An 18,804-nucleotide genomic window follows, 5' to 3' on the forward strand; every position below is an offset into this window, starting at 1 on the left:
TCGAGGGATTTTAAATCCCTTGTGTCTACCAATTCCACCACTCGGGCATCGAGTTTGCTATTTAAAGCATGTGGAGTGTTGAATGGAGGCGGAACCCGGAGTCGAACCGAGGTGGACGGATTTGCAATCCGCTGCATGGCCACTCTGCCATTCCGCCAAACCGTTGGACAACCTAATGAAAACTTGGAGCGGCACACGAGGCTCGAACTCGTGACCTCGACCTTGGCAAGGTCGCGCTCTACCAACTGAGCTAGTGCCGCATTATTATTTAATTATCTGCGTTATTCAACATCTTGCGATGTTTACGCTGCTAACTAAGTAACTTTGGTTTTCTTTATCTTAGGGGCTATGCCCTCTCAACACGGACGCATTCTACAGAGATTATTAAACGCGTCAACACAAAAAATGCCACTTTTGAACTGTTTGATTATTTTTTATCTAAAACGGTGCGTTATTAGACGTTTACAATCAATTTTTGGTCAATTCACTCCATGCAGCCATTAAATATTGCACCATAGAGCTCAGTGTTAAATAGGTGGCTATATACAATAAAGCAAAACTTAAATAGATCATCCACGTATCGTATTGCCAAATTAGGCCAATAATCGCCAGCATTTGCGCCGCGGTTTTTATTTTGCCCATATTTGATACTGCAACGTTTCCACGTTTGCCTTGTTCTGCCATCCACTCGCGTAATGCAGATATCACTATTTCACGGCTAATAATAATAAGGGCCGGAATCGTCATATACATAGACTGATAATGATCAGAGAGCGCAACAAGTGCAGCACACACCATAACCTTATCGGCTACAGGGTCTAAAAACGCACCAAAAGGCGTAGATTGCTCTAGCTTTCGTGCTAAATAGCCATCAAGTATATCGGTGATTGATGCAAGCCAAAAAATAAAAGCGGCAGCAAAAAACGCCCAGCTATAAGGCAAGTAAAATATCACCAAAAATATGGGGATAAGAAAAAGTCTAAAGGTTGTGAGTGTGTTTGGAATATTCCACATAACTACTTGGATATGTCTTTTTTTCTATATTCGCATGAAGGGCTAGCCCTTGTCATGCAAATGGTTAAATATCTTCTCAGCCATGTCAGGACTGATCCCAGGAACTTTCTTTAACTGTTCTATATTAGCAGCTTTTACCCCTTGCATGCCCCCTAAATATTTTAATAATGTTTGGCGGCGCTTAGAACCTACTCCGTTGATCTCTTCTAATAATGATTGCGTGCGCTGTTTTTGGCGCTTATTACGGTGCCCTGCAATGGCAAATCGGTGCGACTCATCGCGAATATGCTGGATTAAATGAAGTGCTGGCGCATCCGAATCCATAGGAATCGTTTTTCGCCCGCCATCAATTAATAAGGTTTCAAGGCCTGGCTTTCTGCTTGTGCCTTTTGCTACACCTACTAACAGCGGCATTTTAGCATGTGGCCACGTGGCAAAATACTGCTCTGCACGGCCTAGTTGCCCTTTACCACCGTCAATGAATATAACGTCAGGGATTTTGTCTTCATCTACCACTTTGTTGTAGCGTTTGTTCAGTGCAAACTCCATTGCCGCGTAATCATCACCGCCGGTTATACCCGTTACGTTGTAGCGTCTGTACTCTTTGTTATTTGGCCCTTGCGAATCAAATACTACACAACTGGCTACTGTGTTCTCCCCCATGGTATGGCTGATATCAAAACATTCCATTCTGTTTATATCATCTAAGCCTAGGGTCGCTTTTAATTGTGCATAACGTTTATTTATAGAGTCTTGCGTACTTTGTTTAACGGTAATGCTGTTTAATGCGTTTTTATTAGCAAGCTGAAGATATTGTGCTCGCTCTCCGCGGGTGACCACTTTAAGCGATACTTTACGCTCACTAATTTGCGTAAGCGCTTCACTCAATGCGCTACTTTCTTCAATCTCGAACGGTAAAATAATCTCTTTTGCTATGCGCCCTGTCGCACCAGGCGCTAAATAATATTGCCCTAAAAACGAAGTGAGTATTTCCTCTTGTCCCGAATCTTTAGGCACTTTTGGAAAATAGGTTTTACTGCCTAGCACTTTATGATCACGGATCATTAATAAATGAATCCCGTTTAATCCATTTAAGTGCGCAAAACCTACCACATCCATTTCAGCAAAATTACCTGAAATAGACTGCTGCTCCTGCATTTTGCGCAGTAGCATAATTTGGTCACGCACTTTAGCTGCGAGCTCAAAGTTAAGGTCTTTACTCGCCGCTTCCATTTTTTTTATTAAATCGGCTATTACTTCGTGCGACTTACCTGTTAAAAACTTACGTACATAATCAACTTGTTCGCCGTACTCTTGCTCTGTCACTTTATTAACACACGGTGCTGAGCAGCGCTTTAGCTGATACTGTAAACACGGGCGGCTTCTGGCACGGTAATAGGCATCTTCGCACTGACGTACAGGAAATATTTTTTGCATTAAACGCAAACTTTCCGACACTGCGCCAGCGCTTGGGAAAGGCCCAAAGTACTCGCCTTTTACCTTGCGGCTGCCTCTATGAAAGGCTAAACGCGGATGTTTATGACTGGTAAGTAATATATAGGGGTATGACTTATCATCACGTAATAAAATGTTATAACGCGGCTGATATTTTTTTATAAGGTTGTTTTCAAGCAGCAGGGCTTCGGTTTCGGTGTTTGTGAGCGTAACTTCAATATCGCAAATATTACTCACTAGCACACGGGTTTTACTGTCGGTTAGATTAGATCTAAAGTAGCTACTTACCCGTTTTTTTAAGTTTTTTGCTTTACCGACATAAATAACTTGTTGTTCACTATCAAGCATACGGTATACACCCGGTTCACTTGATAGCGTTTTTAAAAATTGGGCGTGATCGAATTCAGACATAAATTAAAAAATTAATGAGATACGTCTATATCAATCATTTTATGGCGAATAGCCAAATGAGTAAGCTCAACGTCGCCCCCTACGTTTAATTTTTCAAACATACGGTAACGGTAGCTGTTCACTGTTTTTGAGCTTAAATTTAAGCGCTCGGCAATATCTTGAGCTTTTTCACCTTTGGTGATCATTAGCATAATTTGTAGCTCGCGCTCAGATAAGCTTTGAAAAGGGTTTTCATCGGTACGCCCTGTTACTTGTGCAAGGGCTATTTGTTGTGCAATTTCTGGGGCGATATAACGCTGACCTGCATGAACAGACCGTATAGCACGAACCATTTCATCAGAGCCTGCACCTTTGGTTAAAAAGCCATGCGCGCCAATTTGCATCACTTTTGATGGAAACGGGTCTTCGCAATTAACCGTAAGCACAATAATTTTTACATCTGGGCAATAGCGACAAATCTTTTTTGTGGCCTCTAAGCCACCCATGCCAGGCATGTTCATATCCATTAATACAATATTAGGTGCGTGCTGGCGACAAAACTGTACCGCAGCCTCTCCATCTTTAGCTTCGCCTACCACTTTAAAACCACGTACATCATCTAATATACGTTTTATACCAGTTCGTACCAGCTCATGGTCATCAACTAAAAGCACATTAATCAATGTAATACCCTCATTAACCTAACAATACGCAACAAACAATCTAATTTGCCACATTACCACAGTTAAAGCGAAACAATAACTAATATTATTGCTTCGCTTTAGGTGTACTCATCTTTTAGCATTATTTTACTACTGCTAAATACCAGTACTTTAGTTTTTTATGACGCTGCTTTTTCGCTAAAACGGTCTACCCATAGGGCAATAATACCATCGCCTGTTACATTACACGCAGTACCAAAGCTGTCTTGCGCAAGGTAAAGTGCAATCATAAGTGCAACAGCGCCTTCGTTAAAGCCAAGCATACTGGTTAATAAACCGAGCGCCGACATTACTGCTCCACCAGGTGCTCCTGGCGCTGCAATCATTACTACCCCTAACATCATAATAAACGGCAGCATCCCCATTAAAGAAGGTACTTCCATGCTTGGCGATAAAAACATAACGGCCATTGCACACGTCACAATCGTAATGGTAGAACCCGATAAATGGATAGTAGCGCACAGTGGCACTGTAAAGTTTGCTACATCTTCTTTTACGTTATTTGCTTTGCTTGATTGCAAAGACACCGGAATGGTTGCCGCGCTCGACATTGTCCCCAGCGCTGTAAAATAAGCAGGAAGCATATTTTTAACGAGCTCCAACGGGTTACGTTTAAGTAATATCCCCGTAGAAACATATAATACGGTTAGCCACAGCCAGTGCATAACAAGTGCAGCAATAAGCACAACACCAAAGGTTTGCAGTGTATCGACCACGGTCCCTGCTACGGTCATTTCTGCAAATACACCCGCAATGTAAAATGGTAATGCCGGAATAATTACTTTAGATAATAAAGCATCGATTACATCGCGACCCTGATCAGACACTTTTTTAAGTGTTTCTAATTCAAGTTGGCTCATGCCAATACCAAACACAAATGCAGTCACAAGCGCTGTCATTACACCCATCAGCGGTGGAATTTCTAAATCAATAAAACTGCCAATTTCAGTGGCAACTTCGGCTTCAAACGTAATATTGCCACTTAGCAGTGGAATAACCGCACTTACTAGTAAAAAGGCAAGCGTACCTGCAATTACTGTAGAGCTATAAGCAAAGCCAACGGTTTTACCTAATAAATGGCCAGACCCTTTAGGCAAGCCCGCAATGCCAGAAGCAATAAAAAATAAAATAATTAATGGAATGGTAAAAGAAATGAGTTGGCCAATAAGTTCTTTAACAGTAAATAAAAGCTCAACACCTGTAAGAGGCACATAAAGCCCGACCAAAATACCGGCCACAATACCGGCAATTAATTTTAAGATTAACTTCATTGTGATTGCTTAGTTGAATATAGATAGAGTGTTTTTAACATGTTTTAGGCGCATTGTGTGATAAAAGTATTCAAGTTATATTCATGTGCGCAAATAACACACAAAAACATCGCAATAATTAGCCTACTCTGAGCATTTTTTAACTACGTGGCGAAATTTACTCTTTAAATTTAAAAATGAGCCCGCATCTTTAATAACTAAAGCAACAATAATAACTAATTTTTATTTCGGCTGGTTATAAGCCCAATAGATATATGTTATAGCCAAACTTTACTTTAGTTTTTTTAAACTCGCAGTAAAGTGTATTTATATAGTTAATAGCAAAGGCTATTAACACATTGATCAGATTGTATCCAAAGGAACATTATGTCTACTATTTTTGAAGATAACTCACTAAGCATTGGTAATACACCACTGGTAAAACTTAATCGCGTAACAGGCGGAAACGTTTACGCTAAAGTAGAATCGCGTAATCCTAGCTTTAGTATTAAATGTCGTATTGGTGCATCAATGATTTGGGAAGCTGAAAAATCAGGTCAGCTTGTTGAAGGTAAAGAACTAATTGAACCTACATCGGGTAATACAGGTATTGCCCTTGCATTTGTTGCAGCAGCACGTGGTTACAAATTAACACTTACCATGCCAAATACAATGAGCCTAGAGCGCCGCAAACTATTAAAAGCATTAGGCGCTAACTTAGTGCTTACAGATGGCGCTAAAGGTATGAATGGCGCAATTGAAAAAGCAAAAGAAATTCAAGCAACAGATCCAGAAAAATACATTTTATTACAACAGTTTGAAAACCCAGCTAACCCTAAAATTCACTTTGAAACAACCGGCCCAGAAATTTTTGAAGCGCTTGATGGTAAAGTAGACTTTTTTGTAGCAGGCGTAGGCACTGGCGGTACTATTACAGGTGTTAGCCGTTACCTTAAAAACGAAAAAGGCCTAGATGTTAAAGCGATTGCAGTTGAGCCAACTAACTCACCTGTTATTAGCCAAACGCTTGCAGGCGAAGAAGTAAAACCAGGACCACATAAAATTCAAGGTATTGGCGCAGGCTTTATTCCTGGAAACCTTGATTTAAGTGTGATTGATGGTGCTGAGCAAGTATCAAACGAAGATGCTATTGCAATGGCTCATGAGCTAATGAAAAAAGAAGGTATTTTAGTGGGTATTTCATCAGGCGCAGCTGTTGTTGCCGCTAAACGCCTTGCTGAAAAGCCAGAAAACGCTGATAAAAATATTGTGGTGATTTTACCAAGTGCCACAGAGCGTTACCTGTCTAGCCCAATGTTTGCTGAAGAATTTAGCGAGCAAGAATTAGTACAGTAAACTTCTCTCCTTGAGATACTTAAAAGGATGCTTATGGCATCCTTTTTTATTATTTATGATTCAATTTTCTATTTATTCCCCAGTGCTGCTTTACATCTTGTTTAATTAACCACACACTTTAAAAAAACTAATTAAAAACATTCAACATGAAAAAAATAACAGCTTATTTAAGTTTTATCGTATGCTTATTTTTAGCCGCCTGTGGCGATAGCGTACAAACGCTGGGCGACTCACCGGGCGATACAGCCACCGCTTACTTTGATGCATTGTATAATCAAAAAGATTTACAAAAAGCCAGCACAATGGCCACCCCTAACCTAAGCCGGATTATGAAATCCTATGGCACCGCTAAGCAATTTGCCCGCAACTTAGTAAACCTGCAATACGATGAAGTAGTAATTGAAGTCGATATGACCAACATGAGCGTACGCGAACAATATGGCGATAACGCCAAAATAAACCTCATTTTTACAGGCTACTTTAATGGCGATAAAGTCGATGATATGCGCAGCGTTAAAATGCTTCGTAAAAAAGGGAAATGGTATATAGATAAAATAGTTGCAGATCCTTACGCACGCTAACTTATACACCACAAAAAAGGCCTTACACATGTAAGGCCTTTTTGCGTTTAGCGCTTATCTTAAGCGTTATAATTCACCGGGTTTAAAGTTATCAACGGCAATTGCTTGTTTTCTTAGTTTATTGGTATGGTGCATTGCATCGGCATCTGCTTGCGCAAGGAGCTCATTCTCTAGTGCGTAATTTATTGCGCCTTCTATGTCGAGTGTTGCAGGGACCTTACCACTGCGTTGCCAGTGTTTTAATTCTTTAAACTGTGTTTGCATATCGTGCATAGCTAAAAATGCATTTTCCATCACGCCCGTGCCCGCATTTTCATCTACATAACATAAGTGCGTTAAACGGTTTCTAAACACCCCAGGTTGCGTCATATGCTCGCAAATACTTTGGGCTGTTTCATCACTTGGCCTGTGGTAGTGATTCCCCAGCGGAAACACAATGCGTTTAAGTAAAAAGTTAACCACCGGATTTGAAAAGTTTTTGAAAAAACCATCAAACGCTTGGCCTATCTCATAAAGAGAATTTTCAATAGCGTATTTCACAAAAGGTAAATCAGCCTGTTGGCGCCCTTCATCTTCAAAGCGCTTTAATACCGTAGACGCTAAATATAAATGGCTAAGCACATCACCTAAACGCGCCGAAATCATTTCTTTACGCTTTAGCTCGCCGCCAAGTACCAACATGGCTACATCTGTAGTAAAAGCAAGCCCTCGGCTCATTCTGCTTAGCTGTTTGTAATACACAGCGGTTGCGCCGCACACGGGTGCTTTTGCCAAACAGCTTCGCGTAAGACCATGCACAAAAGCCATGCCGGCATTACTGGCAGCAAATAAAATGTGCTTCATCAATAAACTATCAAATTGATCAAGTGCTGCATCGTCGTCTTCCATTGCGGCAGCTTCCATTTCCTTTAACACAAACGGATGACAACGGGTGGCACCTTGGCCAAAAATCATTAAGTTGCGGGTTAAAATGTTTGCCCCTTCAACGGTAATCGATACCGGGATCCCCATATAACCATGGGCTAAATAGTTATTAGGCCCAACTTGAATACCTTTACCAGAGTGAATGTCCATTGCATCGTTCATTACCGTACGCCCCATTTCGGTCATATGGTATTTTGCAATGGCGGTAACAACCGATGGGCTAAGTTTTAAATCTATTGCACCTGCGGTCATTAAACGCGCAGACTCTAATGTATACGTTAACCCGCCAATACGCGCTAAGGCTTCTTGTACACCTTCAAATTGGCCGATTGATACACCAAACTGTTGGCGTACCACAGAGTAAGCAGAAGTCATTTTAGAGGCTAAATGTCCTGTTGCGGTGCTTAGTGCAGGTAAAGAAATACCGCGCCCAGCACTTAAACACTCAACCAACATGCGCCAGCCTCGTCCTGCGCCCTGCTCACCGCCAATAATCCACTCTAGCGGAATAAAAACATCTTTACCGTAGGTAGTCCCGTTCATAAATGCCATGTTTAATGGATAATGGCGCTCACCCGTTTCTACCCCTTCGTGATCTGTAGGAATTAGCGCACAGGTAATACCTAGCTCTTTTTCATCGCCTAATAACCCATCTGGGTCATACATTTTAAAGGCAAGGCCAAGTACAGTTGCAACTGGCGCGAGTGTAATATAACGCTTAGACCAATTTAAACGCAGGCCTATAACTTCTTCACCATTATGCTGCCCTTTACACACTACGCCAGAGTCGGGAATACTGCCCGCATCAGAGCCAGCTTCTGGGCCGGTAAGTGCAAAACACGGCACATCTTTACCACTTGCAAGGCTTGGTAGCCAACGGTCTTGTTGCTCTTTTGTGCCATAATGCAGTAACAGCTCGCCTGGGCCTAAGCTATTAGGCACCATAACAGTAACCGCCGCAGTTAAGCTTTTTGTGGCAATTTTTGACACTATGGTTGAATTAGCAATGGCAGAGAACTCACGTCCACCAAATTTTTCAGGAATGATCAGCGCAAAAAAGCCCTCTGTTTTTAAGTAATCCCAGACTTCTTTTGGCAGGTCTTTGTCTTTTTGTACAATTTGGTAATCATCTAGCATCGCCAGTAGCATGTTAACCTGATTATCCATAAAGTCATTTTCTTTATCGCTAAGCTCAGGCCTTGGAAAGTTATGCAGTTTTTGCCAATCTGGATTACCACTAAATAGCTCACCATCCCACCATACATCGCCGGCTTCCATTGCCTCTCGCTCAGTTTGCGAGAGCGGCGGAAGTACCTTTTTAAACATTTTAAACGTAGGACGGCTGATCAGGTTAAGGCGAATATCTTTGACTGCAAAAATAACCACCACCACGACCAGCAATATTATAAATACTGACATGAGCACATTCCTTTTACATTGAATGAAAATAGTAACTTAATTATGACCCATCTTAGTTTAAATACAATCATTGCGCGATGCACCACACGCCTTAACGTATTAATTTTATTGTTTTAAACATCGCTGCTATTATCACTTTCTTAATAACAATAAACCAAAGGAATACAATGAACACGCCACGCTTTAAACTAAGTATGAGCGCCCTCATAGTCGCAAGTACATTAGCACTAGCCGCCTGCGAAGCAGAAATAGCCATAGACACTAGTGATTCAGCACAGACCGAAAAGCCTCTTACAAAACAAGATGCCAATGCATTTATTGCCAAAGCCGAGCAAGAGCTAAGTGAGCTTTACCTAGAGTCGAGCCGCGCTGAGTGGATTTACGCAAACTTTATAACACACGACACCTCGGCGTTATCTGCCGAAGTTAATCGTAAAATGACCGAGTCGGTCGTACGTTTAGCCAATCAGGCAGCACAATTTGACGACTTAGCGCTTGATTACGATGCACGCCGCAAGCTTAATAAACTTAAACTTGCGCTTACTTTACCCGCTCCTCAGGACGCCGAAAAAACAGCCCAACTTTCAACTATTGTGGCAGAACTAGGTGGTTTATACGGTAAAGGTAAATACTGTAAAGACGATGGCAGCTGTTTAAGCCTAGGTGATATGACCGCAAAGATGGCCACCAGCCGTGATTACAACGAGCTACTTGATTTATGGCAAGGGTGGCGTCAAATTTCAAAGCCAATGCGCCCACTTTACGAGCAGCAAGTAACCCTTACAAACAAAGGGGCTAAAGAGCTAGGTTATGCTGATACCGGCGCAATGTGGCGCAGCAAGTACGATATGCCAGCCGATGACTTTACAACCGAGCTTGACCGCATTTGGGGGCAAGTAAAGCCACTTTATAACTCACTGCATTGCCATGTACGCGCTAAATTAGGCGAAAAATACGGCACCGACAAAGTAGCCCAAGATGAGCCTATTCCTGCGCATTTATTAGGAAACATGTGGGCACAAGCGTGGGGTAACATTTACGATGTGGTCGCGCCAGAAAACGCCGATCCGGGTTACGATGTTACCGAGCTTTTAGCTAAAAATAATTACGACGAGCTAAAAATGGTTAAAGGTGCTGAAACCTTTTTTACCTCAATGGGGTTTGAGCCACTGCCAGAGACTTTTTACGAGCGTTCGTTATTTGTAAAACCAAAAGACAGAGACGTACAGTGTCATGCCTCGGCTTGGAATATAGATAGCAAAGACGATTTACGCATTAAAATGTGTATTCAACGCACCGGCGAAGAATTTTCTGTTATTCACCATGAGCTAGGCCACAACTTTTATCAGCGCGCTTATAATAAACAGCCTTTATTTTATCAAGAAAGTGCCAACGATGGTTTCCACGAAGCCATTGGCGACACCATTGCTTTATCGGTTACACCCGGTTACTTAAAAGAGATTGGTTTACTTGAGCAAGTACCTGATGAGTCAAAAGACATTGGCTTACTAATGAAAATGGCGCTAGATAAAGTCGCCTTTGTGCCCTTTAGCTTAATGGTTGATCAATGGCGCTGGCAGGTATTTTCGGGCCAAGTAAAGCCACAAGATTATAATAAAGCGTGGTGGGAGCTACGTGAAAAATACCAAGGTGTGAAAGCGCCTATTGCACGTAGCGAAGATGACTTTGATCCAGGTGCTAAATACCACGTACCAGGCAACACTCCTTATACACGTTACTTTTTAGCGCATATTTTACAGTTTGAATTTCACCGTAGTTTATGTGAAATAGCCGGTAACGATAAAGCCATTCACCGCTGCTCTATTTATAATTCAAAAGAAGCAGGGGATAAGCTAAACGCAATGCTAGAAATGGGCTCTTCTCGTCCATGGCAAGAAGCTCTTGAAACCATCACTGGCAAGCCGCAAATGGATGCAACCGCTATGCTTGATTACTTTGCACCGCTGCAACGCTATTTAGATGAGCAGAACAAAGACCGTAATTGCGGCTGGTAAAACTTTTACCACGGTTAATTTAAGTTAAAAATAACAAAGCCCGCTAAAATAGCGGGCTTTTATGCTTTTAATTAAGTACAGGGCTTAATTAAAACTGAAAACGCATGTTTGCAAAGTATGCATCGTTATCAGAGTCATCTGCATTGTTCTCGTAACCTACTTTAAGACCAATGTTTTTATTGATGAAGTGCTGAGCACCAAAGCTGTATGTATCTTGCTTGTTGTAGTTAGCAAATACCGAGGTTGCTTTTGAGAAGTAGTAGTTAGTTTCTGCTACCCACTGGTTTTCTGCATCTTCAATGCTCTCGTATTTACCTTCAAACGTTAAAAAGTTACCTTGCTGTAAGTCAATAAAGTACTTAGCTGCAACAGCGCGGTAATCAAAGTCGTCATCAGATGTAAGTGTTACACCTACGTAGTCTGTGCTGTTTAGCATGTGATTGTATGCTAAATCAAACAAAGCAAAGTCATCGCCGTCTTTGTTTTCAACAAGCGTTACTTTTGCTAATAAATCAGGGTTAAAGAAGTAGCCACCAGTTAGCTTGTAAAGCTCACCGTTAGAGCCCGAATCTGGGTCAAGGTTTTCGTAAGATGCGCCAACAACAAATTCATTAATAAAGTATTCGCCACCAATATTAGTAACATCGCCAAAGTCGTCATCAGCATAACCGCCGTAAACGTTAGTTTGTTTATTAATGTACTCAAACTGATCGTACGGACCTAATGTTTTTTTAGGAGATAGGTAATAAATAGAGTCTACAGCAACGGTGTCGTTGTTATCGCTATCTTTGTAGCTTAAATTACTGATTGAATTGTAGCTGTCTGCAGCAGCCGCAGTGCTAGATAATAAAATGCTTGAAATAATAACTGCTAATTTTTTCATTGTAAGACTTCCCTTTGTGCATTGCTTTTTATGCTTTAGCTCATTGACTAAAGTGGGGACATGCTAACGCTGAGAAACTGAATGAAAACTTAATTAAGCAGTTGTATTTATTAAGTTAATTGTAAGTAGGTGTAAGAAACTGTAAATTTAAAGTAGTTGCAACATATAGTCAACAACTACTTAAAACATGTTCAGCAAATTAAAGCGCATGCTGACTTATTACACGATAAACTTCGTTAATATTATCGCCCGATTTAAACTCTTTACTAATAGGCGTTGGGTCTGAACCAATCCAAATTTTAAGCTCGGCATCTAAATCAAAGTGCCCTGCACTTTCTTTACTAAACTTAGTAATTTTAGAATAAGCAATACTCACCATTTCCATTTTAGAGCCGGTCATACCTTGCTTATCAATTAAAATTAAACGCTTATTAGTAAAAATAAACATATCGCGAATCACCTTATAGGCTTTTTCTACTTGTTCGCCATCTATTAGGGTATTAGCAAGTACTTTTTCTAAATCAGAATCATCTACTTCGCTTGCATTTCCCATTAAACCACTGAGTAGTCCCATTATGCTTTCTCCTGTGTAAATATTTGATTTTCTAAGGTGTGACCATTTACTAACTGCCTATATTGCCAGTTTTGTTGATGGCAAAAGTTTAATAAAGCAATATCAAGTGGCTCACCGGTTGGCTGGTACTCAATCACGTATTCTTTATGTTGGCTCATATACACACGGCTTACACCTGCTAACGCCTGCAGTTGTTGCTCCACATTTTGATACGCCTCGTTGAGCATTAAGGTATAAAAGTGAGTATGCGTATTGTTGTCTTTTGTTTGGTGCTCGCTCAAAATGCCCTTATCTAGGTGGAGCACTTGGGAGCATAATCGCTCAAGTTCGGTTAAATCGTGCGAACTTAAAATAAAGGTGGCTTCATCGCTTAAGCTCGATACCAGCTCTCGCACCTCTCTGGCATGAATAGGGTCAAGCCCTGCTGTGGCTTCATCAAGCATCACTATTTTCGGCGAGCCAATCAGCGCTTGCGCTATCGTTACCCGTTTGCGCATACCGTGAGATAAATCGCCTGCACGCTGTTTAGCGACTTCTTTTAAGCCAACCAAATTAAGTACGCGCAGCGCTTCATTGTGGCTTTGTTTAGCGCCCATGCCTTGAAGCTTGCCATAAAACGCCAGTTGCTTATCTATATTAAAACGCGGATCTAACTGCGCATCTTGCGGTAATGCACTCACTTGGTTGAACAACGCGGCACTACCAGGCTTATGCCCTAAAATACTGAGCTCACCGTGGCTTGGGTTAATATAGCCGCACAATAAACTAAATAATGTGGTTTTACCGGCGCCATTTGGGCCCACTAACGCCACAGGTGCGCCTTTTTGAATTTCAAAGCTTACGTTGTTAAGTGCTTGCTTTGCGCCATACGATTTACTCAATCCGCTGGCTTTTATTAATACGCTCATAGCGAACTCCTTGTAAATATTCGATGCGCAATCGCTATAAATACAGCGCTTTGAATAAGCGGCACACCTAAGGCACTCAATAAAGGTAGGTTTTGCCCAGCTAAAAGCTCAGAATTAACCCCAGGGAAAAGGTAATCGAGCGCATTTAAAGCCGGTACTTGCCACGCCAATATACCCACAATAATGCCGCCACCAGCAAAATATAAAATGGCTAATACAATTGCTAAACGCGACGAGCGAGCAAACGTGTTAATCAAACTCATTAATGCCACAAACGGGCTAAGTACCACCACCATTATTATAAATATAGAAACCGCACGGCTTAACCCACCCATTAATAGGCTAGGCTCTCTGTAACCAAGTACACCAAGGGTTGCCACTAGGGTAATAGCTAATAAACACGCTAACACGCCAAGCTGACCTAAAAAACGGCCAAATAAAATTTCAAACCGTGTAGAGCGCAATGATAAAAACCGTAATGTGCCGCGTTCTCTATCGCCAACGGTTTGATCGCTTGATATAAAAATAGCAAACAGCGGAAAGCTATACAAAGCGACTAGCCAGTACATAGCAAATTCGGCCTCAGGCCAATCAAGCAACTTACTTAAACCAATACTGCCTGAAATATCGCGTGCCATTTGTTCAAAATTGGGGGCACTAATAATGCTGACGGCTTGGCCTATCGGGTAGCGTAAAATAAGTAACCAAACAAGGGCAAAGGCGGCCATTGCAATTAAGCCGCGTTTGGTTAAAAACATACGTACTAGCTCAAAACCCGCTATTTGGGTTAATCGCCCTATGTTCACTAATGATGATGTTGCCATTGGCTTTCCTTAATGACGTTGCTCATGCTTTAAAATAAAGCGTAATGTAACAACAGTAAGTGTAAACACCTTGAATTACCAGCAAAAAAAAGCTCACCATAAGTGAGCTTTGTAACAAACCGTTTAAATGTAACAGGCCAAACTTTGTTTATTTAGCCTATTTTTATAAATGCTGTTGGTATACCTCAAGTGCTTGGCTTAAGTCGTTAATTAAATCATCAATGTCTTCAAGGCCAATATGCAAGCGAATAACAGGGCCTAAATCCCAACCCGTGTTCGAACGTAAACCTTTCATGGTCAAATTGGCGGTGACTAAACTTTCAAAGCCGCCCCACGAAAAGCCCATTTTAATGTGCTCAAGGCTATCTAAAAACGCATCAATGGCTTTTTGGTTACCGGTTTTCATTACAAATGAAAACAACCCATTGCTGCCATCAAAGTCGCGCTTAAAAAATTCATGTCCAGGGCAGCTTTCAAATGCAGGATGGCGAATATGATCAACTAACTCATGTTGCTCAAGCCATTTTGCCACCTCTATAGCCGCCTTTTCGTGCTGATTTAAACGCACTGCCATAGTACGTAAGCCTCTAAGCGCTAAATAGGCATCATCTGCGCTGGTGCATTGCCCTAATAAGTACGACTGCTCACGTAGGGTTGGCCAGTACTTTTTATTTGCCACTGCTACACCCATCATTACATCAGAGTGGCCAACAATGTACTTAGTTGCTGCTTGAATACTAATATCTACACCGTGTTCAAGTGGGCGGTAATGCAAGCCATTGCCGTAGGTGTTATCAAGCATGGTCATAATATTATGCTCATTGGCTACTTTTACCATGGCAGGTACATCTTGTATTTCCATGGTTATAGAGCCAGGCGATTCTAAAAACAGCACTTTTGTGTTTGGCTGAATATACGCCTCAATACCTGCGCCAATTGTAGGTGGGTAATAGGTGGTGGTAACACCTAGCCCCGCTAAAATTTTATCGCAAAAATCACGCGTAGGTTCATACACGTTATCAACCATTAAAATATGATCGCCTGCCTTTACAAACGACAATAACGCTTGGCTTATTGCCGCAGCGCCGCATGGGTAAAGTGCGCAGCCTTCGCCGCCTTCAAGCTCGGTTATTGCCTCTTGCAGTGCAAAATGTGTAGTTGTGCCACGGCGGCCATAAAATAATGTTTTATCACCGCGGGTTTTAGCGGCCTCTTTTAATTCGGCCACGCTGTCAAATACAATTGTAGAAGCACGCTGTACTACGGGGTTTACCACACCATGGGTGTAGGCTTTTTTACGCCCCGTTGATACTAACTGGGTATTTTTATTTTTGCTTGTCGACATTACCAATCCTTAAGCCTTATTTGAAAGCCATTGTTCAATTAAAAAACGCGAAATTGAATCGACCCGAGGGAGTTTATAATGATCGCCTTCATCGCCCATATTGCCAAACGCCTTAACTTCTTCGCGCGTAAACCATTTGGCATCGTCTAATTCGTCTTTGTCTACGTTTATTTGCTCAGTTTTAGCCTGAGCAATAAAGCCCAACATAATAGAGGAAGGAAATGGCCAAGGTTGCGAGGCAATATAACGTACATTATCAACGTCAATGCCTGCTTCTTCTTTAACTTCGCGCGCTACAGCTTGCTCTAGTGTTTCACCTGGGTCTACAAAGCCTGCCAATGACGAATACATACCTTGTTGCCATATTGCTTGGCGACCCAATAAACAACGCTCTATTCCATCTTCAAATACTTTAGTAACCACCATAATTACTGCAGGGTCAGTGCGTGGAAATGTAGGGTGCTTGCAGTGCTCGTTTTCACATAGGCGTGAATGCCCTGCCTCTACTAATGTATTTTTACTGCCACAACGCCCACAAAAACTATGCGTTGCATGCCAATAACATAAGCCACGTGCAAGAGCGGCTATAGAGCCATCTTGTATATCAACGTGAGGGCCATATTGGCGTATATCAAAAAACTGTGCGTCGCCTATAACGCACTTGAGTTCGTCATCGTGTATGGCTGAAACATCTAACGCAAACACACCCTGTTGCTCGGTATTTGAGCCTAAATAAATAGCGTTTGATAAATCTAAATGGGCAATTTGCTGATACGTTAAGTAGCACACTTGAGCTGCGTTTTTATAAAACAAAGTGTGGTTATTATTCACCAAAAGCCACTTACTTTGTGCCGACATTTGCGAGTTTAACCACGCCGCGTTTTTACGAAAATTAGACCCGCGGTCTAATGGCATGTCGCTGTAATAAAGCATGTGAGTCCTCAATAACATGGTATGGCGTAAAATTACCATAACCGCTGAGTAAACCCAATTTATTACAGCAATAAAAAAAGCCTATATTAGCTATATAGGCTCTTTATTAAAAACTCTCATGTTGCAGGCACTTAGCCGCTATATTTTATGCTTTAGAGTAGTAAGCTATCATCAATTAAATGAAACTGTTCTGCACTTTGCTTAAGCACCTCAGCGGTTAACTTATCGGCGCCGTAAACATCGCACGGTACATTGTATTGATTTTTTAAATGCCCTAGCAATAACGCAAAGTCGCCATCACCAGAGAGCAAAATAACTTTATCGAGGTTTTTGCCTTGCTCTAGCATATCTATCGTTATGCCTACATCCCAATCCCCTTTTGCGCTGCCGTCACGGCGCTGAATAAACGGCTTTAGTTTTACCTCAAAGCCAATAGCACGCAAAATATTTTGAAACTGGTTTTGTTTTTCATCACCGCGGTGAATGGCATACGCAAATGCACAATCTATAGAATACTGTTGCTTCATGTGCGCCCAAAATGCATTGTAGTCAAAGTTTTTACGGTAACTTTCGCGGCACGTGTAATAAATGTTTTGTACATCAACAAAAATACCGACACGTGGCTTACTGATTTGCTGATCGTTTTGTAAAGTCATTTGTTTCCTTAAGTGCTCACAGCTCAGCGCAGCTGAAATAAAACGCCATTAACGAGTGAACCTTGCAATTTTGTTTTAAGTAACCTAAATTGGTTACTTAATTAAATGTAACCAAATTTGGTTACCTGATTCTATGTAACTGCATTAAGTTACTTTTTGGATTTTTATGATTGGTGTGATCAGCGGCGATATAATTAAATCGCAAAAAATACCTAAGCAGCAATACGATGCCATGCTTTATCAGCTAGAGCAAAGTTTGCGTGCAATTAGTGATAAAACATCCCTGTGGACCATATACCGAGGTGATGCTTTTCAGTTACAAATAAATCAAAGCGAGCAGTTAATTAAAACCGCTATTATCATTTATTTGCATTTAAAGTCGGCAGGTTACGAGCTGCGCCAAAGTATGGCCTTAGGTGAGGTAGACAACCCACGCAGCGATATAAAAACAGCTACAGGCTCTGCCTTTGTGCTCTCAGGGCAAGGCCTTGATAAAATAGCCAATCAGCGCTTTACCTTACAGATAGCAAAGCACACCCTAGATGAAGGCTTTAGTCTTAACCTTGCCTTTGTTGATACCTTGCTTAGCAAAATAACGCAAAAACAAGCCAATGCGCTTTACGTGTATTTAACCCAGGCCGATAACAGCCATGCAGCACTGGCAAAAGAGCTTAACACCAGTCGCGAAAATGTCACTAAATTGCTTAATTTAGCAAATTATCAGCTTATAGAGCGATTTATAGTACACGCTAAACAGGTCATAACAACGATTGTAAAAGGAAGTGAGTAATGGGGTTTTCGTTATTATTAGCGGCATTAATTATAGGCCACCTAGTCAGTGACTTTTTTTTACAACCAATGAGCTGGGTAAACGATAGAAACACCCACCACTTTAAAGCTAAAAAGCTCTACCTGCATGTATTAGTACACGGTGTGGTTAGCGCCGTTATTTTAGCGCTTTGGGAATATAGCTATGGCTGGCAACAACTAAGCACCGTGTTACTTTCAACAGCTGCAATTATGCTTAGCCACTACCTAATAGATATTGCTAAGTCGTATTCTAACAAAGGGGTTGTGCCCTTTTTACTCGACCAAATAGCGCATATAGCCGTAATAACAGCGCTGTGTATTTATATAACTGATAACCAAAGTTTAATCGCGTACGTAAGCGCACTTGTCACAAATCCTAAAGTGCTTTGGGTTGTATGCGGATATTTAATTATATTAAGCCCAAGTGCCGTATTTATAAGAATGATGCTTGAAAGGCTTACCGCTAACTTTTCAAGTGAGGGCAGCTTACCGTTGGCCGGACAAAGCATTGGCATGATAGAGCGAGTACTTATGCTGAGCTTTATATTACTTGATCAATTTGCTGGGCTTGGCTTTTTGCTAGCTGCCAAGTCGGTATTTAGGTTTGGCGATTTAAGTGCCAGTAAAGATAAAAAGCTCACCGAGTACGTTATGCTAGGCACCTTACTAAGCGTTAGCGTTACCTTGTTTGTAGGATTAGGCGTTAATTCGTTGATTAGGTAAGTGTAAATTTCAGATAATAAAA

17 protein-coding genes and 2 tRNA genes are annotated in these 18,804 nt (G+C 41.4%); 5 read left to right on the plus strand and 14 right to left on the minus strand.

Annotated features, from left to right (window positions below):
• Positions 1-83 precede the first annotated feature (83 nt).
• From MTF68_RS10085 to MTF68_RS10110, 6 genes are all read right to left on the minus strand, one after another.
• Positions 84-157, minus strand: a tRNA-Cys gene (locus MTF68_RS10085).
• Between the two features lie 27 nt (positions 158-184).
• Positions 185-260, minus strand: a tRNA-Gly gene (locus MTF68_RS10090).
• A gap of 208 nt (positions 261-468) precedes the next feature.
• Positions 469-1,014 (minus strand): CDP-diacylglycerol--glycerol-3-phosphate 3-phosphatidyltransferase, encoded by a 546-nt coding sequence (pgsA, locus tag MTF68_RS10095; RefSeq protein WP_024033647.1) that lies wholly within the window; start codon positions 1,012-1,014, stop codon positions 469-471.
• A 42-nt stretch (positions 1,015-1,056) separates the two neighbouring features.
• Complete coding sequence (uvrC, locus tag MTF68_RS10100; protein WP_004589510.1) at positions 1,057-2,880, minus strand: excinuclease ABC subunit UvrC; 1,824 nt, start codon at positions 2,878-2,880, stop codon at positions 1,057-1,059.
• 11 nt (positions 2,881-2,891) lie between these two features.
• The gene (gene uvrY / locus MTF68_RS10105; protein ID WP_004589511.1) at positions 2,892-3,542 is read right to left on the minus strand and encodes a UvrY/SirA/GacA family response regulator transcription factor; all 651 of its coding nucleotides are present in this window, start codon (positions 3,540-3,542) and stop codon (positions 2,892-2,894) included.
• Between the two features lie 158 nt (positions 3,543-3,700).
• Positions 3,701-4,852 (minus strand): dicarboxylate/amino acid:cation symporter, encoded by a 1,152-nt coding sequence (locus MTF68_RS10110; RefSeq protein WP_024033649.1) that lies wholly within the window; start codon positions 4,850-4,852, stop codon positions 3,701-3,703.
• Between the two features lie 366 nt (positions 4,853-5,218).
• On the opposite strand from MTF68_RS10110, the gene cysK reads away from it, so the two are divergent.
• Both cysK and MTF68_RS10120 read left to right on the plus strand, forming a co-directional pair.
• Entirely contained in the window at positions 5,219-6,187 is a 969-nt protein-coding gene (gene cysK, locus MTF68_RS10115; protein ID WP_004589513.1) for a cysteine synthase A, read from the plus strand.
• A gap of 146 nt (positions 6,188-6,333) precedes the next feature.
• A complete protein-coding gene (locus MTF68_RS10120; protein ID WP_029773124.1) occupies positions 6,334-6,768 on the plus strand; it encodes a hypothetical protein in 435 nt (144 codons plus the stop codon).
• A gap of 66 nt (positions 6,769-6,834) precedes the next feature.
• On the opposite strand, the gene MTF68_RS10125 is transcribed toward MTF68_RS10120, so the two are convergent.
• Positions 6,835-9,111, minus strand: a complete 2,277-nt coding sequence (locus tag MTF68_RS10125; RefSeq protein ID WP_248462392.1) for an acyl-CoA dehydrogenase — start codon at positions 9,109-9,111, stop codon at positions 6,835-6,837.
• Positions 9,112-9,278: 167 nt separating this feature from the next.
• Between MTF68_RS10125 and MTF68_RS10130 the strand changes: the two genes are divergently transcribed.
• Positions 9,279-11,126, plus strand: coding sequence for a M2 family metallopeptidase (locus MTF68_RS10130; protein ID WP_248462394.1), 1,848 nt, complete (start codon positions 9,279-9,281; stop codon positions 11,124-11,126).
• 88 nt (positions 11,127-11,214) lie between these two features.
• On the opposite strand, the gene MTF68_RS10135 is transcribed toward MTF68_RS10130, so the two are convergent.
• The 7 genes from MTF68_RS10135 to MTF68_RS10165 form a co-directional block, all read right to left on the minus strand.
• Positions 11,215-12,009: a putative porin gene (locus tag MTF68_RS10135; RefSeq protein ID WP_004589517.1), complete on the minus strand. Its 795-nt coding sequence runs from the start codon at positions 12,007-12,009 to the stop codon at positions 11,215-11,217.
• A 199-nt stretch (positions 12,010-12,208) separates the two neighbouring features.
• Positions 12,209-12,583: a PH domain-containing protein gene (locus tag MTF68_RS10140; RefSeq protein ID WP_004589518.1), complete on the minus strand. Its 375-nt coding sequence runs from the start codon at positions 12,581-12,583 to the stop codon at positions 12,209-12,211.
• Entirely contained in the window at positions 12,583-13,491 is a 909-nt protein-coding gene (locus MTF68_RS10145) for an ABC transporter ATP-binding protein (RefSeq protein WP_248462396.1), read from the minus strand. Before MTF68_RS10145 ends, MTF68_RS10140 begins: the two co-directional genes overlap by 1 nt.
• Positions 13,488-14,315 carry an ABC transporter permease subunit gene (locus MTF68_RS10150; protein WP_054983890.1) on the minus strand — a complete coding sequence of 276 codons (828 nt, stop codon included), beginning with the start codon at positions 14,313-14,315 and terminating at the stop codon, positions 13,488-13,490. Before MTF68_RS10150 ends, MTF68_RS10145 begins: the two co-directional genes overlap by 4 nt.
• A gap of 163 nt (positions 14,316-14,478) precedes the next feature.
• Positions 14,479-15,660, minus strand: a complete 1,182-nt coding sequence (locus MTF68_RS10155) for a cystathionine beta-lyase (protein WP_138686097.1) — start codon at positions 15,658-15,660, stop codon at positions 14,479-14,481.
• Positions 15,661-15,669: 9 nt separating this feature from the next.
• Positions 15,670-16,593: an NAD(+) diphosphatase gene (gene nudC, locus MTF68_RS10160; protein WP_248462398.1), complete on the minus strand. Its 924-nt coding sequence runs from the start codon at positions 16,591-16,593 to the stop codon at positions 15,670-15,672.
• Between the two features lie 152 nt (positions 16,594-16,745).
• Positions 16,746-17,249 carry an NYN domain-containing protein gene (locus MTF68_RS10165; RefSeq protein WP_004589523.1) on the minus strand — a complete coding sequence of 168 codons (504 nt, stop codon included), beginning with the start codon at positions 17,247-17,249 and terminating at the stop codon, positions 16,746-16,748.
• A gap of 166 nt (positions 17,250-17,415) precedes the next feature.
• Here MTF68_RS10165 and MTF68_RS10170 point away from each other — a divergent pair, with 166 nt between their 5' ends.
• Together MTF68_RS10170 and MTF68_RS10175 are read left to right on the plus strand one after the other, a co-directional pair.
• A complete protein-coding gene (locus MTF68_RS10170; RefSeq protein ID WP_248462399.1) occupies positions 17,416-18,039 on the plus strand; it encodes a hypothetical protein in 624 nt (207 codons plus the stop codon).
• Entirely contained in the window at positions 18,039-18,782 is a 744-nt protein-coding gene (locus MTF68_RS10175; RefSeq protein WP_248462401.1) for a DUF3307 domain-containing protein, read from the plus strand. The genes MTF68_RS10170 and MTF68_RS10175 overlap by 1 nt, the downstream gene beginning before the upstream one ends.
• The last annotated feature ends 22 nt before the right edge of the window (positions 18,783-18,804 follow it).

The organism is Pseudoalteromonas sp. 2CM37A (assembly GCF_023161885.1).
In the GTDB taxonomy this organism is placed as follows: domain Bacteria; phylum Pseudomonadota; class Gammaproteobacteria; order Enterobacterales; family Alteromonadaceae; genus Pseudoalteromonas; species Pseudoalteromonas atlantica.